Source organism: Flavobacterium sp. GT3P67 (genome assembly GCF_004349155.1).
Lineage (GTDB): Bacteria > Bacteroidota > Bacteroidia > Flavobacteriales > Flavobacteriaceae > Flavobacterium > Flavobacterium ranwuense.
This window is the reverse complement of sequence record NZ_SMLF01000003.1, coordinates 25,189-47,355: the sequence shown is the minus strand read 5'-3', so window position 1 is coordinate 47,355 and position 22,167 is coordinate 25,189. Positions and strand designations below refer to the sequence as shown.

At 33.9% G+C, this 22,167-nt stretch carries 25 protein-coding genes, 3 tRNA genes and 1 riboswitch; of the genes, 11 read left to right on the top strand and 17 right to left on the bottom strand.

Annotated elements, in window-relative coordinates; all coding sequences use genetic code 11:
• Positions 1 to 40 precede the first annotated feature (40 nt).
• The 4 genes from cobT (at position 41) to E0H99_RS06505 (ending at position 5,415) form a co-directional block, all read left to right on the top strand.
• Positions 41 to 1,717: a nicotinate-nucleotide--dimethylbenzimidazole phosphoribosyltransferase gene (gene cobT, locus E0H99_RS06520; RefSeq protein ID WP_131992735.1), complete on the top strand. Its 1,677-nt coding sequence runs from the start codon at positions 41 to 43 to the stop codon at positions 1,715 to 1,717.
• A gap of 79 nt (positions 1,718 to 1,796) precedes the next feature.
• Positions 1,797 to 2,603, top strand: coding sequence for an adenosylcobinamide-GDP ribazoletransferase (locus E0H99_RS06515; RefSeq protein ID WP_131992732.1), 807 nt, complete (start codon positions 1,797 to 1,799; stop codon positions 2,601 to 2,603).
• A complete protein-coding gene (gene cobC / locus E0H99_RS06510) occupies positions 2,588 to 3,124 on the top strand; it encodes an alpha-ribazole phosphatase (protein ID WP_131992729.1) in 537 nt (178 codons plus the stop codon). The genes E0H99_RS06515 and cobC overlap by 16 nt, the downstream gene beginning before the upstream one ends.
• Before the next feature lie 46 nt (positions 3,125 to 3,170).
• A riboswitch (cobalamin riboswitch) is annotated at positions 3,171 to 3,427 on the top strand.
• Positions 3,428 to 3,504: 77 nt separating this feature from the next.
• Complete coding sequence (locus E0H99_RS06505; RefSeq protein WP_131992726.1) at positions 3,505 to 5,415, top strand: TonB-dependent receptor plug domain-containing protein; 1,911 nt, start codon at positions 3,505 to 3,507, stop codon at positions 5,413 to 5,415.
• A gap of 164 nt (positions 5,416 to 5,579) precedes the next feature.
• Here the strand turns inward: E0H99_RS06505 and E0H99_RS06500 are convergent, their stop codons facing one another.
• On the bottom strand, positions 5,580 to 7,031 hold the full coding sequence (locus E0H99_RS06500; protein ID WP_131992723.1) for a S41 family peptidase: 1,452 nt from the start codon (positions 7,029 to 7,031) through the stop codon (positions 5,580 to 5,582).
• A gap of 121 nt (positions 7,032 to 7,152) precedes the next feature.
• On the opposite strand from E0H99_RS06500, the gene E0H99_RS06495 reads away from it, so the two are divergent.
• From E0H99_RS06495 to E0H99_RS06480, 4 genes are all read left to right on the top strand, one after another.
• A complete protein-coding gene (locus E0H99_RS06495) occupies positions 7,153 to 7,662 on the top strand; it encodes an RNA polymerase sigma factor (protein WP_131992720.1) in 510 nt (169 codons plus the stop codon).
• Positions 7,649 to 8,122, top strand: a complete 474-nt coding sequence (locus tag E0H99_RS06490) for a hypothetical protein (RefSeq protein ID WP_131992717.1) — start codon at positions 7,649 to 7,651, stop codon at positions 8,120 to 8,122. Before E0H99_RS06495 ends, E0H99_RS06490 begins: the two co-directional genes overlap by 14 nt.
• Positions 8,123 to 8,185: 63 nt before the next feature.
• On the top strand, positions 8,186 to 8,761 hold the full coding sequence (locus tag E0H99_RS06485) for a DUF4252 domain-containing protein (protein ID WP_240723451.1): 576 nt from the start codon (positions 8,186 to 8,188) through the stop codon (positions 8,759 to 8,761).
• 1 nt (position 8,762) lies between these two features.
• Positions 8,763 to 9,296, top strand: coding sequence for a DUF4252 domain-containing protein (locus E0H99_RS06480; RefSeq protein WP_131992714.1), 534 nt, complete (start codon positions 8,763 to 8,765; stop codon positions 9,294 to 9,296).
• Between the two features lie 734 nt (positions 9,297 to 10,030).
• Here the strand turns inward: E0H99_RS06480 and E0H99_RS06475 are convergent.
• The 3 genes from E0H99_RS06475 to E0H99_RS06465 form a co-directional block, all read right to left on the bottom strand.
• A tRNA-Leu gene (locus E0H99_RS06475) sits at positions 10,031 to 10,113 on the bottom strand.
• 42 nt (positions 10,114 to 10,155) lie between these two features.
• Positions 10,156 to 10,228 (bottom strand) — tRNA-Lys (locus E0H99_RS06470).
• A 38-nt stretch (positions 10,229 to 10,266) separates the two neighbouring features.
• Positions 10,267 to 10,339 (bottom strand) — tRNA-Lys (locus tag E0H99_RS06465).
• Between the two features lie 127 nt (positions 10,340 to 10,466).
• Here E0H99_RS06465 and E0H99_RS06460 point away from each other — a divergent pair.
• Positions 10,467 to 10,985 (top strand): shikimate kinase, encoded by a 519-nt coding sequence (locus E0H99_RS06460; RefSeq protein WP_131992711.1) that lies wholly within the window; start codon positions 10,467 to 10,469, stop codon positions 10,983 to 10,985.
• On the opposite strand, the gene E0H99_RS06455 is transcribed toward E0H99_RS06460, so the two are convergent.
• Positions 10,977 to 11,477: a phosphoribosyltransferase family protein gene (locus tag E0H99_RS06455; RefSeq protein ID WP_131992708.1), complete on the bottom strand. Its 501-nt coding sequence runs from the start codon at positions 11,475 to 11,477 to the stop codon at positions 10,977 to 10,979. The genes E0H99_RS06460 and E0H99_RS06455 overlap by 9 nt on opposite strands.
• Before the next feature lie 81 nt (positions 11,478 to 11,558).
• Entirely contained in the window at positions 11,559 to 11,948 is a 390-nt protein-coding gene (locus E0H99_RS06450; protein ID WP_131992705.1) for an RNA-binding S4 domain-containing protein, read from the bottom strand.
• 79 nt (positions 11,949 to 12,027) lie between these two features.
• Here E0H99_RS06450 and E0H99_RS06445 point away from each other — a divergent pair, with 79 nt between their 5' ends.
• Positions 12,028 to 12,984 carry an FKBP-type peptidyl-prolyl cis-trans isomerase gene (locus E0H99_RS06445; RefSeq protein ID WP_131992702.1) on the top strand — a complete coding sequence of 319 codons (957 nt, stop codon included), beginning with the start codon at positions 12,028 to 12,030 and terminating at the stop codon, positions 12,982 to 12,984.
• A 65-nt stretch (positions 12,985 to 13,049) separates the two neighbouring features.
• Here the strand turns inward: E0H99_RS06445 and E0H99_RS06440 are convergent, their stop codons facing one another.
• From E0H99_RS06440 to E0H99_RS06390, 11 genes are all read right to left on the bottom strand, one after another.
• Entirely contained in the window at positions 13,050 to 14,003 is a 954-nt protein-coding gene (locus tag E0H99_RS06440) for a transketolase family protein (protein WP_131992699.1), read from the bottom strand.
• A gap of 83 nt (positions 14,004 to 14,086) precedes the next feature.
• Entirely contained in the window at positions 14,087 to 14,941 is an 855-nt protein-coding gene (locus E0H99_RS06435) for a transketolase (protein ID WP_131992696.1), read from the bottom strand.
• A 217-nt stretch (positions 14,942 to 15,158) separates the two neighbouring features.
• Positions 15,159 to 15,728, bottom strand: coding sequence for a ferritin-like domain-containing protein (locus E0H99_RS06430; protein ID WP_131992693.1), 570 nt, complete (start codon positions 15,726 to 15,728; stop codon positions 15,159 to 15,161).
• Between the two features lie 202 nt (positions 15,729 to 15,930).
• A complete protein-coding gene (locus E0H99_RS06425; RefSeq protein ID WP_131992690.1) occupies positions 15,931 to 16,215 on the bottom strand; it encodes a rhodanese-like domain-containing protein in 285 nt (94 codons plus the stop codon).
• Positions 16,216 to 16,234: 19 nt separating this feature from the next.
• Positions 16,235 to 16,741 (bottom strand): MepB family protein, encoded by a 507-nt coding sequence (locus E0H99_RS06420; RefSeq protein WP_131992687.1) that lies wholly within the window; start codon positions 16,739 to 16,741, stop codon positions 16,235 to 16,237.
• Between the two features lie 37 nt (positions 16,742 to 16,778).
• Positions 16,779 to 17,489 carry a DUF4328 domain-containing protein gene (locus E0H99_RS06415; protein WP_131992684.1) on the bottom strand — a complete coding sequence of 237 codons (711 nt, stop codon included), beginning with the start codon at positions 17,487 to 17,489 and terminating at the stop codon, positions 16,779 to 16,781.
• A 101-nt stretch (positions 17,490 to 17,590) separates the two neighbouring features.
• Entirely contained in the window at positions 17,591 to 18,013 is a 423-nt protein-coding gene (locus E0H99_RS06410) for a DoxX family protein (RefSeq protein WP_131992681.1), read from the bottom strand.
• Positions 18,014 to 18,118: 105 nt separating this feature from the next.
• Positions 18,119 to 18,496 (bottom strand): DUF2809 domain-containing protein, encoded by a 378-nt coding sequence (locus tag E0H99_RS06405; protein WP_131992678.1) that lies wholly within the window; start codon positions 18,494 to 18,496, stop codon positions 18,119 to 18,121.
• Positions 18,497 to 18,528: 32 nt separating this feature from the next.
• Complete coding sequence (locus E0H99_RS06400; protein WP_131992675.1) at positions 18,529 to 19,086, bottom strand: YdeI/OmpD-associated family protein; 558 nt, start codon at positions 19,084 to 19,086, stop codon at positions 18,529 to 18,531.
• 223 nt (positions 19,087 to 19,309) lie between these two features.
• Positions 19,310 to 19,480 carry a hypothetical protein gene (locus E0H99_RS17180; protein WP_165930265.1) on the bottom strand — a complete coding sequence of 57 codons (171 nt, stop codon included), beginning with the start codon at positions 19,478 to 19,480 and terminating at the stop codon, positions 19,310 to 19,312.
• 391 nt (positions 19,481 to 19,871) lie between these two features.
• Positions 19,872 to 20,270, bottom strand: coding sequence for a hypothetical protein (locus tag E0H99_RS06390; RefSeq protein ID WP_131992672.1), 399 nt, complete (start codon positions 20,268 to 20,270; stop codon positions 19,872 to 19,874).
• A 758-nt stretch (positions 20,271 to 21,028) separates the two neighbouring features.
• Between E0H99_RS06390 and tgt the strand changes: the two genes are divergently transcribed.
• On the top strand, positions 21,029 to 22,159 hold the full coding sequence (tgt, locus tag E0H99_RS06385) for a tRNA guanosine(34) transglycosylase Tgt (RefSeq protein ID WP_131992669.1): 1,131 nt from the start codon (positions 21,029 to 21,031) through the stop codon (positions 22,157 to 22,159).
• The last annotated feature ends 8 nt before the right edge of the window (positions 22,160 to 22,167 follow it).

Sequence of the window (22,167 nt, the reverse complement as noted above, 5' to 3'; positions counted from 1 at the left end):
TGTCATTGATTTTTGCCATTGAACTTTTAAATAAAAAAACATGACTTATTTAGATGAAATCTTAAAATCCCGTCGCGACACCCGTCATTTTACGGAGGATCAAGTACCGGATGCTGTTCTAGAAAAAGCGCTGCAAGCGGGATATTGGGCACCTTCTGTGGGTTTGACTGATGCTACAAAATACTATCTGATCAAGTCGGCTGAAATAAAGAAAGCTATTAAAGTTTTGTTTTTAGATTATGATGAAAAAGCTGTTGCGCTAACGGATGACGAACAACAAAAACTAGCATACAAAGCTCTTAAGTTGGAAGCGATTGAAGAAGCACCACTTGGTTTGGTCATTTGCTATGACCGTTCGGTTTTGAATAATTTTACGATTGGAACCGTTGGGAGTAATGAAGCGGTAAAGTTTAGTGCCGTTTGTGCGGCGCAAAATATATGGTTGTCTTTAACCGAGCAAGGGTATTCTATGGGTTGGGTTTCCATATTGAATTACCATCAGTTCAAGCAATTATTAGGCTTGCCTGAAAATATGGAGCCCTTGGGGTATTTTTGTGTGGGAAAACCGGCTACTAATTATGACAATCAACCCATGTTGCAACAACTGAATTGGAAACAAAAACAAGAAATTCCATTGGTTGAGGAAATCAGTATTTTGCACGAAAGTAAGGTGGAGAAAGTGTTTTTTGATTCTAAAAAGGAAATTGATACTGCTGCTTTTGCAAATGCGTTACAACATAAAATCGATCAAAAAACCAAGCCCACGGGTTCATTAGGAGTTTTAGAAGTGCTCGCCAAACAAATCGGTATCGTGTTTCAAACTTTAGAACCTAAAATTACAAAACCAAATATAGTTGTTTTTGCAGCGGACCACGGAATTGCAAATCATGGTGTAAGTGCCTATCCGCAAGATGTAACCCGACAAATGGTGAGTAATTTTTTGAGTGGTGGCGCAGCAATCAATGTGTTTTGTAAACAAAATAAGATTCAATTAGCTATTGTAGATGCGGGTGTGAATTATGATTTTCCTATGAATACGGATTTGATTTCGGCTAAAATAGGGAAGGGAACACACTCTTTTTTACAAGGACCTGCAATGAGTAAAACAGAAGTTGAATTGTGTTTTATGAAAGGAAGTGAAATTGTTGCCTCTATTGCAAAAACGGGCAGTAATTGTATTGGTTTTGGTGAAATGGGTATTGGGAACACAGCTACTGCTTCAGTTTTAATGAGTATTATTTTAGAATTACCAATTGAAGATTGCGTAGGAAAAGGCACTGGTGTAAATAAAGAACAGTTGAATCAAAAAATTAGTATCCTTAAAAAATGCCTTGCTAATTATGATGGTTCGGATGATTTAGATAACAAGTTAGCCTATTTCGGTGGATTTGAAATCATGCAAATGGTAGGTGGAATGCTTCAGGCAAAAGAAGCCAATATGTTGATTCTTGTTGATGGCTTTATCTGTAGTGTCGCTTTTTTAATTGCCTCTAAAAAGAATCCGTCCATTATTAAAAATGCTATTTTTTGCCATTCTTCTGCTGAGCAAGGACATCAAAAAATATTAGATTATCTAGGAGCTCGTTCTATATTGCAACTCGATTTGCGATTGGGCGAAGGAACGGGTTGTGCCATTGCTTTTCCTATAATTGAGTCGGCTGTAGCTTTCTTGAATGATATGGCGAGTTTTGAATCTGCGGGGGTTAGCGGTCGATAAACGATAGAGACGTACGATTGTAGAGACGCACTGCAGTGCGTCTCTACGTGAGAAATAAAATCAAAAAATAATTCCAAAAATGAAAAAAGAAGTACACATATTTTTTACGGCATTAATGTTTTACACCAGGATTCCGTGTCCTAAAAACATCGATCATAATCCAGATTATTTAAATAAAGCGTCCCGTTATTTTCCATTAATTGGGTGGATTGTAGGTAGCGTTGCTTTTGGAGTATACTGTGTTTTTAATTATTTAATTGCTCCTGAAATTGCGATAATCTTCTCTATGATTGCTTCCGTTTTAGTGACGGGAGCTTTTCATGAAGATGGTTTTGCTGATGTTTGCGATGGTTTTGGTGGCGGTTGGACCAAAGAAAAAATACTGATGATTATGAAGGACAGCGCCATTGGTGCTTATGGAGCTATTGGTTTAGTGCTATTGTTAGTGCTTAAATTTCAAGGGTTGACTCAATTAATTGATGTGTCGGATAATCCTAAATTTATAATTTACAATTCACAATTTGTAATTTTATTATTGCTTATTACAGCGCATTCGATCAGTCGGTTAGCGGCGATTTCAATTGTTTTTACCCATGAATATTCTCGTGAGGATGCTTCCAGTAAAAGCAAGCCTATTGCACAAAGTTATTCCTGGAGAGAAGTGGTGGGAGCTTTCTTTTTTGGATTACTACCATTAGTTATTTTATCCTATAACCAATTGCAAATACTGTTGGTTTTAATCCCTGTTTTTCTGACTCGATTTTTTTTAGCCCGTTATTTTCAGAAATGGATTGATGGATATACCGGAGATTGTTTGGGTGCAACCCAACAGGTTTGTGAAGTAGTTTTTTATCTATCAGTTATTGCATTATGGAAGTTTATTTAGTACGTCACACGGAAACGGTTTGCGAAAAAGGAATTTGTTATGGACAATCGGATGTGAAAATCATGGAGCCTTATGACGCTGTTTTTTACTCTGTTTTGAGCCAATTGCCTCAAGATGCAATATTATATTCGAGTCCTTTGCTTCGCTGTGTGCTTTTGGCAAATTATATAAAAGACAATTCAGAAATTGCTGTTATTAATGAAGATTTCCGTTTAATGGAAATGAATTTTGGGGATTGGGAAATGAAAAATTGGGATGTAATTCCACCTGATGATTTCACACCTTGGATGACTGATTTTGTAAATGTTCGTGTACCCAATGGAGAGTCATTTACAGATTTACATGATCGAGTAGTTGATTTTATAAATAATGAACTTCATGCAACCAATTCAAAACCAGTAATCATTGTGGCACATGCTGGAGTGATCCGAAGTTTTTTATGTAAAATTTCGGATATATCGCTAAAGGATGCTTTTCAGAATAAAGTAGATTTTGGGGCTGTAATTAAAATTGAATTATAAAATTCGCAATTATTTAGGTTATTAACTTAATATAATTTTATCTTTGCCGCCGTATTGAGGTTGAGGTTTGTTTTTTCAAACCACATTAAAAGGGAAGAGAGTGATTGAAAATTAACGATTTTAGATTTAAAAATCAGAAATCATTATTCAAATTCAAAAATCTCACGCTGTACCCGCAACTGTAAGCTACCAAGCTTGTTGTTATCTACAAAACCACTGAGTTAGCTGAATTCATTTCAGTTTCTTGGGAAGGTAAACAACAAGACGCAAGCCAGGAGACCTGCCTATTACATCGAGTATCAAACTTTCGGGAAAAAAGGTTTGGGTATGGGTCATTCTATGCTTTTCTCCCAACAATTATTAAAATTTACATTTTTAAAATGAACAAAAAATTCATTCGCTTTAGTGCGATTGCATTGTTATTTGCAATGAACACGTATGCACAAGAACAAGAGCCAAAACAACTTGATGAGATTGTTGTTTCCGATTCGAAATTTGCATTGGCAAAAGAAAAATCAGGAAAAGTTATCGTGAAAATTACTGCTGCAGATTTGAAGAAAAAAGCAGGACAATCAGTAGCTTCAATTTTAAGTACGGTAGCTGGTGTTGAAATCAATGGAAATCAGAGTCGTAATGGGAAAGATTTGGGACTTTACATTCGTGGAGGAAGAAATCATCAGGTTTTAATTTTGATTGACGGTGTTCCGGTAACAGATGCTTCCGGGATTAGTTTATCGTATGATTTGAGATTGCTTCCTGTGGAGCAAATTGAAAGTATTGAGATTATGAAAAGCGCTTCAAGTACGTTGTACGGCTCTGGAGCAGCAACTGGTGTGATTAATATTACACTTAAAAAAGCAGGTAAAAAAGCTATTGCTGGAAATGCATACGTGAATATTGGTACGCAAACAGCTGCCAAAAATGCAAATTATAGCATACAAGATTACAATCAGGGCTTTGCTGTAAATGGTGGTTTTGAAAAAGTAAATTATTTTGCTTCTTTAAATAGTACTGAAACTACAGGAATTTCTGAGGCAAGACCATTAAATTCAAATACTAAATTTGAAAGCGATGATTTTTCAAGAGTAAATTCTTTAGTGAAAATTGGTTTTACGCCAACTAAGAAATTATCGTTGGATTTCTTTGCTAATTATGACCGAATGAAAAACGGTTTTGATGCAGGTTCATTTTCAGATGATTTAACAAACTTTAGCCTTTCAGAGCAATTTAGAGTTGGTTTTTCTCCAAAATATAAATATAATAAAGGAGAATTGGTAATTAATACGGGTGCAAATGTAATCAACCGTGACATCTTTAGTTATGGATCTTTATTTCAAGCAAAGTCAAGAAGCGTTAATGTGGATGCCTTTAATAAATATGAAATTTCATCTCAATTATTTGTGGTTACAGGAGCGCAATTTCAGTTCCACGAAATGTCAAACACAAGCCAGTATGATGCAATTACAACTGATGTAGCAAAATTCAATATGATTGATCCCTATGTAACGGCTGTTTATAATTCTGACTTTGGATTAAATTTAAATGCCGGAGCACGTTATACTATTCATAGTAAATACGGAAATAATTTAGTGTATAACGTAAATCCATCGTATAGCTTTTCAGAATCATTAAAGGTATTGGCTTCTTATAGTACTGCATTTGTTACTCCAAGTTTGTACCAATTATACTCTCCGTATGGTGATTTGGATTTATCTCCAGAGAAAGATGCGACTGCCGAAGTTGGTTTTGAAGTAAGTTTAGTAAATAAAAAATTGGTTTTAAATGTAGTTGTTTTTCAAAGAGAAGAGGAAGATGCAATAGGATTTGATTTGATGACTTATAAATACTTTAATGTTGATGGTAAAAACAAAGCCAAAGGTCTTGAAACAATGATTTCTTATGCTTTTAATGATAAAGTAAAATTCAATGCCAATTATACTTTCACCGAATTAGAAAGACAATCTCGTATTCTAAATCCAAAACATAAAGTAAATGCTTCCGTGGATGTGCAAGCATCAACACGTCTTGCCTTTAATCTGGCGTATCAATTTGTGTCAGACAGATATTTAGAATACACGACTTACCCGGGGCCTACTTATAATCCTGTTTTAAACTCCGAAATTTTGAAAGACTATCAATTGGTAAATGCCGTTGTTCGTTATGAATTGATAAAAAATAGATTGAATATTTTTGGTACAGTAGATAATATTTTGGATAAAGATTTTGTTGAAAGTCGCGGATACACTACTAGAGGAAGAAATTTTAAATTAGGTTTGAATTTCTTGTTCTAAAAAATAAATAAAAAAAAATTATTTTAGTTTTAGTCTTAATTCCCGTTCCCTAATTTGGAACGGGTTTTTTGTTGGGAAAAATCGGATTCTTTAATTTTGGATTATAAAAAAAAGAGGCTTTCAGTGATGAAAGCCTCTTTTTTTTATAATTTATGAAATCAATTTTATTCCAATGCTTTCAAAAGTCCTTCTGGAGCTTTCTCAATATACATCTGATTTTGGATTCCTTTTATTGATTTCGAATCTTTAAAAAACTCAAAATCTACACCAGTGCTTTGTTTCAACATTCTGGATGTTCCGGTTATTTTTCCAATAGCGGTACTCAATAAAGGCTCAGCAGTGTCTCCAAGAACGCCATAAGTACTAATTGTTTCTTTTATTAAATAATCAGGTTGTAATCCATTGAAATAATCTCCAAAACCATTTGAATTCACAATTTTTAATACAATCGGTTGCATGGCATATCTGTGGTTTGGGTTTCTGTTTTCTGAACCAAAAGTAGGAGAGTCATATAGTGTAACTGACCCAACATTTTTCCCTACAGTTACATCGCCAATTTGTATTACATTGATGTGAGGCTCTAATCCGTTGATAACAAGTTCACTAGCTGATGCTGAACTTGCGCTAGTCAAGATATAAACTTTAGTCAAGTTTAAACTGTTTATTGCGGTAGTTCCTATTTTGTCAGTAAAGCTATTTATTAAAGCTGCTGGATTGTTAGTTTCAAAATACGCATTAATTTTAGCATTCCATTGTTGCTTTGCAAATACCTTTCCGGTAAATTGTCCCGTAATCATACTCGCTAATCGTGTAGCAGTTTGTACAGAACCACCACCATTGTAGCGTAAGTCTAAAACTAAGTCGGTAACTCCTTGTGATTTTAGAGAAGCAAAAGCATCGTTCAATTGCGTATCATAATTAGCATAAAAACCATTGTACATTAAATATCCTATTTTATGTGAACCGGAAGTTATTACTTTGTTGATTAAAATTGGATTTTCAGATAAAACGGTTTTCGTTAATTCTACTGATTTTCCGTTGGCAACAATAGTAGTTCCGTTATAATCCGCTAGATTTAAGGTGTAAGTTTCGTTTGCACCAAACAATAGTGCCTCATAATTGCTCAAAGTAAGTTGAGTTCCATTTACGGCAGTAAAGAAATCACCACGTTTGATGTTCTTGTTCGATGCATCTGAATTTGCAATGATATAACGAACATAACCAAATATTTCAGTAGTGCTTCCAGGTTTTTTGCTTAAACCAAAATCAATACCGTTATTTTTAGTAGTTCCTTGAAGTGTTCCTTCCAGTTCTAAATAATCATCTACAATCCAACTGAATCGATCAATAGTTTTGTCAACTCTAAGCGCGTCAAACAAATCTTCAGGAACTGGATATCCTCTTAGAAACGTATTTAATTCAGTTTGGTCTGCAAATCTATCATCTGCTAAATTTGGAACATCTGCCTGCCATAAGTAATATTGGTTGAGTCCTTTCCAAATAAAATCTTGAATATCTAAACTGGCTGGTGGTGCAACATCATCATTGTCTTGACAGCTTTGAAAAGTGAAAGCTGCTATAAATAATAAAAGTGTAATTTTGAAACTTGTTCTCATTATGTGGGTTTTAATATAATTAACGTAAAAATAGTAACTTTAGTTTTATTTTATGTTTTTTGTTGCAAAAATAAAAATGAATCGTCTCCATTATATAACCAGTTTAAAAACCTAATTTTTTATGAACCAAAATGAGTTTGTGCTGCTCGTCACTCCTTTTAAAGACAAAGTCTTTAGGCTGGCTAAGCGATTGCTCGTAAGTACTGAGGAAGCCGAAGACGCTACTCAGGAAGTTTTGGTGAAATTATGGAGTAAAAATGGAAATTTAGCGGGGTATAGCAGTGTAGAAGCATTTGCAATGACAATGACAAAAAATTATTGTTTGGACCAGCTAAAATCGAAAAGAACCGGAAATCTAAAAATCGTTCATACAAATTATGTAGATAGAGAACCGGGTCTGGAGAAAAAAATGGAAGATTTGGACAGTTTGAATTGGGTTGAGAAAATAATGGATAAATTACCCGTTCAACAAAGATTGATAATTCAAATGCGAGATATTGAACAATATGAATTTGAAGAAATCGCAAAAATACTCGATATGAATGAGAGTGCGATTCGGGTGGCGCTTTCAAGAGCAAGGAAAACGATACGGGATTATATGACAGAAACACACAATTATGGAATCAGTTAAAACAGAAAATTTATTAGAAAAATACTTTCAGGGAGAAACCAGTATTGCTGAAGAAAATGAATTACGTAATTATTTTTCTTCATTGAATGTTGCGCAGCATTTAGAACAATACAAACCCATATTTGGGTATTTCTCTCTTGCGGCAGCCCATCAGTTTACGCCAGAAATTCCACCACAATCTAAAAAACGTAATGTTGCGTGGATATCAATTGCGGCTTCGGTTGTTGTTTTGCTGGGAATAGGAACCTATGCTTATTATAGTGCTGATGTTGTAAATAAAAGTCAGGATTTAGGAACGTATGACGATCCTGAAAAGGCTTTCAGAGCAACTCAAAAAGCATTGTCATTATTGTCAGATAATGTAAATGTTGGCATAGAAAGTGTACAGTATATTCAAGAATATCAAACCACAAAAGACAAAATATTCATTAATACTAAAAAACAGTCCGGTGGTTCTTAATTGCCTTGAGTAAACAGTAAAAACAAAAAAATAATAGTTTTAAACCATAAAAATTTAAAAAAAATGAAATCAATAATCAATAACAACAAAATGAACAATAATTTAAATAAGAGTAAAAAAATTATACTCACATTGGTCTTTGCATTAGTTTCAAGTACATTTTTTGCACAAGCGACTTTTGATAAATTCGACGGGCAAGAAGGCGTAACATCTATCATTGTCAATAAAAAAATGTTTGACTTGATGAGTAAAGTAAAAATGGATGCTTCTGACAAAGAAACACAACAATACTTGAGCTTGATAAAGAAACTGGATGATTTGAAAGTGTTTACGACTAAAAGTGCCAGAATAGAAGGCGAAATGAAAGCTGTAGCCGATAAATACATAAAGACTGCTGGATTAGAAGAGTTAATGCGTGTCAATGAGAATGGCAGAAGTATTAAAATTTTAGTAAAATCAGGGGCAAGTGATTCTCAAATAAGAGAGTTGTTTATGTTTATAGAAGGTGCTAAAAATGACGATACCGTTTTAATGTCTTTGAAAGGTAATTTTGATTTAGATGAACTGTCCGTTCTGACTAATAAGATGAAAATTCCTGGAGGGGAAGATTTGAAGAAAGCAACTAAAGGAAAAAAATAAGATGAAAACAGTTTATGGATTAGCGCTGCTGTTGAGTTTATTTCTCGTGAGCTGTAACTCGGAACCAACCTTGCAAAAGTATTTTGTGGAAAATACCGAGAACAAAAATTTCATCGCTCTTGATATGTCACCTAATATTTTGAATGTTGATAAAACAAAATTATCACTGGCACAGAGTGATGCTTTGAAGTCGTTTGACAAGATGAATGTTTTGGCTTTCAAATTAAATGGTAAGAATAAAGCGGAATTTGAAATTGAACGTGCCAAAGTTAATTTGATTCTAAAAGACAAAAAGTACCAACAGCTTATGAAGTTTGGCTCAGGTAAAGAAGGTGCTTCGGTGAGCTTTGTAGGGACTGATGAGCATATTGAAGAGTTTGTGTTCTTTGCTAATAAAAAGGAAAATGGTTTTGCTATTGTTCGAATTTTAGGCAAGGATATGAATCCTGCTAATATTATGACTATGATGAGCGTTTTACAGCAATCTAATATTGATTTAGAGCAGTTGAAGCCTTTGCAGCAGTTAATGAAATAAACGCATTCTTAAATCATAAAAAAAGCGTCTTGATAGTATGTCAAGACGCTTTTTTTGTTGGTATTGATTTTATAATGAGTATAGAAATACAATTACTTGCAAAACATTTTTATGTTTTTAATATCACATTTGCTTCCGTATTCTATAGCTTTAATAAAACGCTAGGTAAGCCCGCTTTTTGACTTCAATTGGAACGTTGAACAATCATCAATGACGCTTTGTTGTCCTTCACTATGTTGTTTATATTAGCTCTGATGATGAAGGCATCTCCTTTTTTTTGTTTAAAGTATTGTTTTTTTTGCTTATCCACCCGTTTATTATTAAATGAAATATCACCTAAAGGGGGTATTGTGGAAACAGTTTTTTGGTTGTTATTTTGCAATAGACATACTCACAATTTGTTATGTTTTGGAAGTTTATATTGCATCAAAAGGTAAAGAAATGGTTAGTAGAAGGGAATAATAAGGCATGAGAAAAGAAAACAAAAACGATAAGAGATTCCTCTATTTAGGGGCATTTTTTTTTATTACGGGGAGTTTATCGATGGTTTTTTTGATAATAATATTTTTTTTGATTAAACTTGAAGGAACTTTATAATACCGCACAAACCTAATAATACAAGATTGAAGTTGTAAATCGATAGTTGTCGTGTGCATTGTCGTTTAAATATTTAGTATAAAAAAACGCAACTCCTTTATTTATTGAGGTTGCGTTAGTTTTTTTAATTTCTGATGTGACCACGGTGGGATTTGAACCCACACGCCCTTGCGAGCACCAGCCCCTCAAGCTGGCAAGTCTACCGTTTCTCCACGTGGCCTTAAAAAAGAAAAGGTCAAGTAATAAATTACTCGACCTTTTGTGACCCGACTGGGGCTCGAACCCAGGACCCCATCATTAAAAGTGATGTGCTCTACCAACTGAGCTATCGAGTCAATGCTTCAAGAAAAGTATGTGTTGATCACAAAATTTGTGACCCGACTGGGGCTCGAACCCAGGACCCCATCATTAAAAGTGATGTGCTCTACCAACTGAGCTATCGAGTCATATTCTTTCCTTGAATGCGGGTGCAAATATAAGGACTTATTTTGGAGTTTTCCAAGCAATTTTATTATAAATTTGTCTTTTTTTAACAAAATCACTCAACACCTTAATTTGTAAGGTTTTATTCAGATGAAAAAAATTATATTATTAGGTTATATGGGTTGTGGTAAGTCCACAATTGCAAATAAGTTGTCAAAAAATATCGAAATCCCTTTTGTGGATTTGGATAAAAAGATTGAAGAGAAAGTAAATTTGTCCATAAATGCCATTTTTGAAAAGCACGGAGAAATTTATTTTAGAAAGTTAGAACACGAAGTTTTTATCGAATTATTGAATTCGCCGGAACAATTAATCATAGGTTTAGGTGGAGGAACTCCATGTTATGCCAATAATCATGAGTTGCTAAAAGGCGATAATGTAGTATCTGTTTACCTCAAAGCTTCAATAGATACTTTGTTCAATAGATTGAGCCATAATAAAAGTAAGCGTCCTCTTATTGCAAATAAAAGCGACGCTGAGATGAAAGAGTTTATTGCTATGCATCTTTTTGAGAGAAGCTTTTATTACAATCAAGCGCAATATAAGGTTGTTGTTGACGATAAGACAATCGACCAAACCGTACTTGATATTGTTGCAATTTTAGCTTAAATAGGCATAATTATCATCGTTCTCATCAAAAACTACTTGCACATGCTCCAATAATGATGTTGAAAGAGATATGCCTTTAAAATCAGCTTTTACAGGATACTTTTTGTGGTTTCTATCAACAAGCACTGCGGTTTTAAATTTTTTCAAAGGAACGTCTATAAAATGCCTTACTGCATAAATTAATGTGGTGCCTGAATTTAATACATCATCAACAAGAACTAAGCCTTTATTGGCGTACTGTTCTTTTGATAAGGAAGTGTGAATTGGTAATTCGGGATTTTGTTTATTAATTTGTACTTCGCAAAGCGAAACTTTAAGAGGAGAAATGGTTTCTAAAACCAAAGCTATTTTTTTTGCAAATGTAAAACCGTTAGTGGCAATTCCTGCGATTACAATTTCTTCTTCATCTACAAATGTTTCATAGATTTGGTAAGCAATTCTTTTTATTTTATGCTCGATTTCTTGATTCGTTAAGATGATATTTTTGCTCATTATTTTAGTTTGTTGTTTAACGGTTTACTGTTTAAAATTGAAATAATCATTTTGATAGGTTAAAAAAGTAATGCTGTAGTTTTACTCGTCATCCTCTTTAGTAATTATTTCATTCCCAAATTCATCGATATCTCTTCTGTCTTTTTTGGTAGGTCTTCCTGTGCCATTTTTTCGATAATGCTCTTTGGATAATTTCAGTAGTTCTAAATGTTGATAGGCTTCTGCCGGAGTATCATTTCTTCGATAGATATCAACTAATTTAGCTCCAACACGATTCTCTGGTATATCCAGAACGGTAATGATTTGGGTAATTTGGTCTTTCCGAAACGTAATTTTATCAGTAGGAAAAACCTCTTTTGATGGCTTGGCAACAAGACCGTTTACAGTCACATGATTCTTTTTACAGGCTTCGGTAACCATATTTCTGGTTTTATAATACCGCATGCACCATAAATATTTATCTATTCTCATAAATTTTCTAAAATCGGAGTTAAATAGTTTACAAAAATCAATCAATATTGTATCTTGCGCACTTAAAAAATTAGCTATAATGAACAAATTTAAGTATTATTTTATTCTATTAATTACAACTGTCTCTTTATTTTCATGTTCAAAAGATGATGCTGCCGCAGAAATGGAACCACCTAGAGATTATGCAGTACAATATGCTACTGATTTAACGGATATTGAAGAATATTTAAAAACATATTATATCGAGGAAGTTTCAGCTGATTTTGATATAAAAATCACAAAAATTCCAAATGGAGGATTGCAAAAATCAATTTGGAATCAAACGGATTATCAGCTTAAGAGCAGAGACGTAAAGCTTCATGATATTACTTATAAATTATATTACTTGGTTTTAAGAGAAGGAGTGGGACGGTCTCCATCTAATGTTGATGGTGTATTAGCGGCATATAAAGGCGATTATTTAGAGCGTATAACCACATCAGGAGCTGCGGCATTAACTGCTGTCTTTTTTGAAGAATCAAAAAATCCACAGCAATTTTTTAATCTAACAACTACAATAACTGGATGGGGGGAAGCTTTTCCTCAATTTAAAACGGGCACCTATACTTCTAATGCTGATGGAACGGTAACCCACAAAGATTTTGGAGCAGGAGTGATGTTTCTTCCGTCAGGATTAGGTTATTATAACTCAGGAAGTGCCACTATTCCAGCTTATGCGCCTTTAATCTTTAGTTTTAAATTATACGAGATTAATAGACTTGATTCTGATGGAGATGGAATTATGAATTTTCAAGAAGATGAAAACGGAGATGGTTACATGAGAGTTTTTGCAACAGGAGTCCCAAATCCGGATGATACGGATAAAGATGGAATTCCTAACTTTTTAGATATAGATGATGATGGAGATGGACTTAGTACAAAATTAGAAATTACAGGTACTAATGGCGTTTTAATTCCTTTTGCAGATATACCAAGTTGTGATGGAAATACCACTAATCCAGACAGAATCAAAAGACATTTAGTGAAGTGCAATTAAAAAATAGAAACCAAAAAAAATCCAGTTCAATTGAACTGGATTTTTTTTAGTGTAAAAGGAAAAGATTATTTTCTTTTCATTACTCTTTCTACAGCTTCAACAATTGCTTGATTGTTCAATTTGTATTTTTCCATTAATTGTTCTGGTGTTCCAGATTCTCCAAAACTATCATTTACAGCTACAAACTCTTGTGGAGCAGGACTGTTCAATGCTAATACTCTGGAAACGCTTTCGCCAAGACCACCAAGGATATTGTGTTCTTCAGCAGTAACAATACATTTTGTTTTTGCCAATGATTTCAAAATCGCTTCTTCATCCAATGGCTTAATGGTGTGAATATTGATTACTTCAGCAGAAATACCTTTTGCTTCTAAAGCTTCGGCTGCGATTAAAGCTTCCCAAACTAAATGTCCAGTTGCAACAATTGTTACATCAGAACCTTCGCTTAAAAGAATCGCTTTTCCTATTACGAAAGGCTCATCAGCTGGCATGAAATTAGGAACAACCGGACGGCCAAAACGCAAGTAAGCCGGACCATGATGATCTGCTAATGCTAAAGTAGCCGCTTTGGTTTGATTGTAATCACAAGTGTTAATTACAGTCATTCCCGGTAACATTTTCATTAATCCAATATCTTCAAGAATTTGGTGTGTTGCGCCATCTTCACCCAATGTTAATCCAGCGTGTGAGGCACAAATTTTTACATTTTTCTCAGAATACGCCACTGATTGACGAATTTGATCATAGACTCTTCCTGTAGAAAAGTTAGCGAAAGTTCCTGTAAAAGGAATTTTACCACCAACTGTTAAGCCCGCTGCAATTCCAATCATATTTGCTTCGGCAATTCCAATTTGGAAAAAACGCTCCGGGTGATTTTTCTTGAAATCGTCAAATTTCAATGATCCAATTAAATCAGCGCAAAGTGCAACCACATTTTCATTCTTTTGACCTAATTCAGTCATTCCCGCTCCAAAACCCGAACGAGTATCTTTACTTCCTGTATTTGTATATTTTTTCATTTTTCTTTTAAAATTGAAAGATTAAAAAATTGAAAGATTAAAAAATTCTGAAATCAGAAATCGTTAATCAACAATCTCAATTCTTAGTAGTCTAACTCGCCTCCAGTATTATAGTTTTGTGCTAGAGCATTCTCCAGTTGAGCATCATTAGGCGCTTTTCCGTGCCATGCATGAGTATTCATCATAAAATCTACGCCATTACCCATTTCAGTATGCAACAACACACAAACTGGTTTTCCTTTTCCTGTTCTTGATTTTGCGTCATTCATTCCGGCAATGATAGCTTCGATGTCATTCCCTTTTTCAATTTCTAAAACATCCCAATCAAAAGCTTCAAATTTAGCGCGGATACTTCCCATTGCTAAAACCTCGTCAGTTGTTCCATCAATTTGTTTTCCGTTTAAATCGATTGTAGCGATAAGATTGTCCACTTTTTTTGCAGAAGCATACATAATTGCTTCCCAGTTTTGACCTTCCTGTAACTCACCATCTCCGTGAAGCGTATAAATAATATGGTTGTCACCATTTAATTTTTTAGCTTGAGCAGCACCAATCCCTACTGATAATCCTTGTCCAAGAGAACCTGATGCAATTCTGACTCCAGGTAAACTATCATGAGTAGTTGGGTGACCTTGTAATCTTGAATTGATCAAACGGAAAGTTGCTAATTCCGATACCGGAAAATAACCGCTTCTCGCTAAAACGCTATAGAAAACAGGAGAAATATGTCCGTTTGAAAGGAAGAAAAGATCTTCTCCAATACCGTCCATATCAAAACCTTCTTTGCGTTCCATCAAGTTTTGGTATAAGGTTACCAGAAATTCAGTACAACCTAGAGAACCACCTGGGTGACCTGAATTGACAGCGTGTACCATTCGAAGAATATCTCTTCTGACTTGGATTGTTAAATCGTTTAATTGTTGTGTGTTAGGCTTCATTTTGTGTGTAAAAGTTAAACTGGTGCAAATGTAATTTTTATTTAGGGTTACCGCAAAAGTTTTTAGGAATATTTAATGTAAGATTCCGTTAGAATTTAACTGGAATAAAATTCTCGGTTTAACTTTGTATAATCCGCAAAAAAGCCCGCATTTGGCGGGCTTTTTTGTAGATGGAGAAATAAAATATAATCATAGATTCTCCAAATTATAATTATATTTAAGTATTAGTAATTGTGTCAGCTCTAAAGGCTTGTCTATTGATGGTAGATACAGCAATTCCGGTTAGTGCAGCATCCATTTTTTTCTCTTCATCAAGGCTCATGGCCAATAGATTTGCTGCTTTGTCTTCTCCTAAAGTTTTAGCAAAAGCATGTAAAGTGCCATAGGCTGTAATTTCATAATGTTTTACTTTTTGATCAGCCGCAATCATCCCCGCATCCCGTACCATACCAATATCGGTTTCTTTGATAAGGCCATTGGTCTCTTTCAATATCCCTTGCATGGCATCACATTTTTTTGCAATTGGTGCAATACTTGTTACTTCAAATATTTTTTCCAGACGTGATACGTGCTCTTGTGTCTCACTTAACTGTTTTTTTAAAGTGTTAACTAATTCTGGTGATGAAGCATTTTTTACCATTTTTGGCAACGTTTTAGTCAATACTTTTTCTGCCCAATAAATATCTTTTAGTCCAACTTCAAATAAATCTCTCAAGCCATGTGCTGGATTTGCACCTGCTTTTACAACTCCACTCACATTTTCTTTGTTATTAATTACGGTTCTCATAATAGTTGTTTTTTAGATTAATTTTTTTTTCTAAGTAATACTGAATTCGTTACAAACGGATTACTTAATTTTAAGTTTGATAAAATTAAACATATTAAAATTTAATCAACTGTTAATTAACTAATTGTAAATACGAAATATATGATTTTTAAAGAAATTAACTTTCTGTTTTTAGTTTTGAGTGGTTGTTAGTAATTCCCTTTTAACTGATTTGAGATAGATAATAATTGACATTCAGCCATGAACCGCCGTTGTAACATTCAATCCCTTGTTGGGTCAAAAAATGCTGCCCTTGTCCACTTCGATTTCCCGATGCGCAACAAAGGATTAAAGGTGTTTTAAGTTCCTGTATTTCTTGCATTCTATGTGGTATCTCATTCAAAGGGATATTGAAGGAACCAGCAACATGACCACCCATAAATTCATCATAAGAGCGAACATCGATTATAGTTCCCAGTTTTTCTTTAATTATTTTTGCTACTTCCATTTTGTTATTTTAAAGATTATTAATCTATCAGGGCATAAAGCTGTTTCGCTCTTTCTAAATTTAGGGGTTGATTCAATGGAATTTCTAAAAAATAGTCCACTTGCCATTTTTGGGTTTTTTGCGCTTGTTTGCTCACCGTCAAATCCCAAGGAGGGTAAATGCGAATTGCTCGCTTTCCTTCTTTTAAATTGGTACTGATAATTCCTTGTTGACAAAGCACAGATTTTGGAAATATAAATTGACCAAATTGATTGTCACTTTTAGTGTTTATAATAAAAAAATCAACCTCGTCTGAAATAGCGTAAGGCTCGATAGGTCCTTTTTCAATTCTCTTCCAAAAAGTTACAAATTGCCCAATCTTTGTAGGGGTAATTTTGGCAACACGAAAGAGTATTTTGACTGTGTCAAGATCAAATTTACAGGCGCCATATTCGGTACTTTCTTTTTCTATTTCAAGATTTCGGAGTTCAAAACCGCATTTGTCAAATACAAGATTTTTAGTTTCAATTAGGCTTTCTGGAATCATTATTAGTGTTATTATTTGGATCTTTTTATAAGAAAAATTAATTTTCTAAAGGTTGTAAGTCAGTATCAGGTATGATTTTTTCTTCTTCTTCCTCATCGTTCAATTTATAAAGTAAAGGTTCAATTTCAGAATAATCTTTAATGACTTTTACAGTAATTATGGCGAGAGGTATACCAATTATTGAAGCAATAAGACTAGCAACTGTGCTCACAGTCAATTCATCAATTGTCTCAGCTTTCGAGGAATATCTAAAAATGAATTGGCCTAATAATGAAGAAATAATCCATAACGCCCACCACCATCCAATGGAATGGGATGTTAGATTTTGAGCATAATTTTCATTCTTTTTAGATAACAAATTTTGAGTTTCCTGATACAACTCTTTCATAATTTGGTTGGGTCTATAAAGACATATAATTGGTACAAACCAGCAACCTGCAGCCCAGCCTTCGGTGAAGGATAAACTTTCTGCTTTTAGATGAAGATTGTAATAGGCTCTCCTAAACCATTGTATAAAAGTAATCCCCGAAATTATAAATACTGCCAAATAAATCATTGCTATAATTTTTTGTCTTAAATCATTCTCTGTTGCTGTTTCTGTAGAGATTTGCCCACCATTTGCAACAGTTTGTAATAAATCATATTGCAAATAATCAGAAAGTATTGAAATTATTTCGACTGTAAGCACAATCCATATTAACATAATGGCAATTTTTGCTCTTTGGCCGTTGGGTCTTAAATTTTCCATTTATGATTCCTTATTTTATAATTTCTACAATTTTAAAGCGTTTATTCATTCCAGTTTAATTGGAGTAAATGTATACGATTTAACTGATATGAAATTGTTTTTTACAATGCTTTTCTTTTCAAAACAGCATCCATTGAATAGGTACCGCTTCCCAATAAAAATAGAGCACAATAGGATAGTAAATATAGCAGTGCAGATTCCATTGTTCCCAGATCGTCATTAATATGAACAACAAACACAGCAACTCCCATTGTAATAATTAGCGGAATCAACGCCAATCTGGTCCACAAACCTATTACAATTAATAGGGAGCACAAAACCTCGGCAAAAACAGTCAAAGCCAATGATGCAGGAGCACCAATGCCTATTGGGTCACCAAATTCCATTGTGCCACTCATTAACTTCATCAGTTTAGGAATACCATGACTCAACATCAATAAACCAAGTGTTAATCGTAAAATAAGCGAAGCCCAATCGGTTGCATTTGCGGACCAAGAATTTGGGGAGAACAGTTTTTGAATCATAATTTAAAGTTTTTAGTGTAATGTTCTTACAAACGTAAGATATTTTTATAAGAATTTGCTGCGTGAAATAGCTTATTTTAGTGATAGTTCTTGAAACGATGTATTTTATTTTGTCGTTTTAAAGTGAGTTTTTTCAATGCTAATTACGGTCAAAATGCCAAGAATATAGGCAAGTAAATCCATCCAGGCAAATGAATTTCCAAAAACTACTTTAGCGATTTTGTAGTGCTGTAATCCTAGTTTTTCAACCGTATTAAAATATTGTGCGATTTCGATAGCAAATGAAAAGAGCAACACAAGGCCAGCGGCGACCCAAACGGAAACGTTTAGAAACGATTTCAGAAAACAATAGAGTAGCATAACCACTAAAAAATCTCCAAAATAAGGTCTTATAAAGTTGTCATGAACAAACAAAGCGATGGCTGTTTCCAGTAGAAAAAGGAATACTGTAAAAGCAAAATAAGTGCGGTTGAATTGAAGCATTTTGGTTGTTTAATTATTTAGTATTTTACTTTTTATTGCATTCGTTTTTGTTGTTCACTGATTTGTATAGTTTTTTCAAGCCGTGATATTCTGGTTTTTTCTTGTTTTGCTGTCATTATCCAATGTATCATTACCTTTTTGTAGGAAGGCGCTTGTGCATTAAAAAAGTCCCAGGCTAATGTGTTCGTTTTAAATTGGCTTTCGTAATTTGGGGCAAGAGCAACCGATTCTTTCTCGTGAGAATAAATTCGGGATTTATTTTCTGTACGTAAATCAAATGCTTTTTGTCCCTCGGGAGTCATTAACCCGGCTTTAGTGAGTTCCTCGACTTTCTGGATGTTGATGGCACTCCAAATACTGGTGCTTCTTCGTGGCGTAAAACGAATGCTGTAACTTTCATTATCAATTGATCTTCGTACACCGTCAATCCAACCAAAGCAAAGTGCTTGATCCACGGATTGCGACCAAGTCATGGAAGGTTTGTCGCTACTCACTTTATAGAAACCAACGAGTAGTTCAGTTTCCTTTTTGTGGTGCTTTTCTAACCATTCTCTAAATGCTGCTTGTGTTGCAAAAAAGGATAGTATCATTTTAAAAAGAAGTTTATTATATATCAGATCGCTTTGTATTTACAAACAATCGTTAGCGCAGTTTTGCAAACTGTGCCCATTCCAATTTAGCAACTAAAATCACCTCTGATTCATTTTTTAGTTCGTTCTTCGGCTGTTGTGACTTTATACTTTGTAGATATTTTTGGTTTTAAAAATAACAAAAAGCCATGAATTACTCATAATTTGTTGTCCTATTTTCTCATTATTGTGGGCACAGTTTGCAAAACTGCGCTAACGATTGTGGAATAGCAACGCGGTCGGGAGAAATCAAAAAAGGATTAGAGTTGTCAGGTTTAGTGATAGGCATTTCAACTATTTTTTCAGAATAATATTTAGTGATGGATTTAGCTTCTTCATTAGTGAATATTCTCATAATATTTTTGGTTAATGGTTAATTTCGGTTTCTTTTTTCCACGATTTAAGTTATATGTATTAAAAAAAATGTCAAACTCAGATAAAAACCTAAAAATGACAATTTCGAAACTTTAATTTTTTGGATAATATATATATTTAACTAATATTAAGTTTAATTTTTTTCTATCCATTCATAAAGATATTGTAGATTATATCCCATAGTTTTTAAGTTTGTGGACAAATGTAGTGAAGGTATTTCCTTATCTTGTCCTCTATGAGTTATTGTTCTTATGCAATTTGGACATTTCCAATGTTCGTGTGAAGTTCCTTTGTGTCTTTTTTTAGAACATCAGTGAGCAAGCAAAAATTTTTCCCAATCGCTTTTTTTTACGGGTCTATTATTGCCCAACTTATATTGTTTCTAAAATTGTTTTTTTAACTTTTTCAGGGAAATCAAAATTTTGTAGTACTCCGTTCTCGTCTATATAAGATTTTGAGTATTTTTTTTTAAACAGTTTATTTAAAACCCAACCAAGTCTATTCAATTCTCCTCTTCTTTGGGTCTCAGTCACAGAAAATAAATCGTCACAAAATAAAGTAGCATTGTAATTTAAGTCTTTTATAGACTCTTTTTCCGTCTTACCATATCCAGAAACATTAAGTGAAGGTATAATGCTAACCCAAAAATCTCCTTGTTGTCCTGTATAGCATTTTAAATTAGCTTTTAAAGTATGAGCATTCAACACTAATTTTTCGACTACAGTCTCTACTTTAGATTTAGGTAATTCCTTGATAATTAAACTAGACATATTATATATGATTATAAATATAGTTACGAATATGTATATCTTGTATGTATTTTAACAATTCATAATGATTATAAATTAAAAATATTAATCTTACTGTGAATGATTATACGTAAAATATCTACTTAAAGTTACAAACTTATTCTAATTACTTTAATTTATTTGTGTTATTGGTTTCGTTCTTTAGTGTGATTTTTATCAAATAAAAATCATTAAGAACAATGCTTTTTATTTGATAATTTTATCTTTTAAAATGTAAAGTTTGTATATAGTTAAACTATCTTTAAGTCTTCTGTTCTCCTTCTACTAAACTGTATGACAACTTGTTTATAGGTCTGAAGCATCATACTTTATTAAAATCAAATATGTAAAATTAATAGTATAAATTGGGATTTTGGATTGAAGTTGAACATTGATTTTTAAAACTGCCATTCAAGTTCTTTTGCGTGATGGATAGCAGTGGAAATCCTCCCGATTTTTCTTCGGGAGATTACTTCACCTAGTAGTTATTTTTTATAGGAGTTCAGTGAACTTCGTTTGCAACGGATAGCGCGACCTTTTTAGGGCACGCCCAAAATGATTTTCCAAATGGTAATTAAATTTTTAAATTATGTAATTATCTAATTTTCTTCCGAAAAAGTATTTAAATTTTGGTTGTCAGGAACCCACTATTTTATTTTATTGGAAGAAAAATATTTTTTGATGTGGGTTTCAAATTAACCTATCTTTGCCAGCCGAACAATCGGGTGAAATACGTTACTATGAAGTTTGATTTATTAAAAAAAGATCCGCAGTCCAAAGCCAGAGCGGGAACTGTTACCACTGATCACGGTGTGATTGAAACCCCAATTTTTATGCCTGTAGGAACCGTAGGTTCTGTAAAAGGGGTGCATCAACGTGAATTGAAAGAAGACATCAACCCAGATATTATTTTGGGAAATACTTACCATTTATACTTGCGACCACAAACCGAAATTCTGGAGAAAGCGGGTGGTTTGCATAAATTCATGAACTGGGACCGTAATATTTTGACGGATTCTGGTGGCTACCAAGTGTATTCTCTTTCGGCGAATAGAAAAATTAAGGAAGAAGGCGTGAAGTTCAAATCGCATATTGACGGTTCGTACCACTTTTTTACGCCAGAGAATGTTATGGAAATTCAGCGTACCATTGGTGCCGATATTATCATGGCTTTTGATGAGTGTACGCCGTATCCATGTGATTATAACTATGCGAAACGTTCGATGAAAATGACCCACCGTTGGTTGGATCGTTGCATCAATCATTTAGACACACAGCCTTTTAAATACGGGTACGAACAAACGTTTTTCCCAATTGTTCAAGGAAGTTGTTATAAAGATTTGCGCCAACAATCAGCAGAATATATTGCGAATTCAAACCAACAAGGAAATGCGATTGGCGGACTTTCGGTAGGGGAACCTGCAGAGGAAATGTATGCGATGACCGAAATAGTTTGTGAAATCCTACCCGAAGATAAACCGCGATACCTGATGGGCGTGGGAACTCCAATCAATATTTTGGAAAATATTGCCCTTGGAATTGATATGTTTGACTGTGTAATGCCTACGCGTAACGCCAGAAACGGAATGTTATTTACGGCCAACGGTTCGATAAATATCAAAAATAAAAAGTGGGAAGATGATTTTTCTCCAATTGATGAAATGGGAATCACGTATGTGGATACTGAATATACAAAAGCGTATTTGCGTCATCTTTTTGCTGCCAATGAATATTTAGGGAAACAAATTGCCACGATACACAATCTTGGTTTTTATATGTGGTTGGTTCGTGAAGCCAGAAAACATATCTTAGCAGGCGATTTCAGACCTTGGAAAGAAATGATGGTGAAAAATATGAACCAAAGATTATAAAATTATTA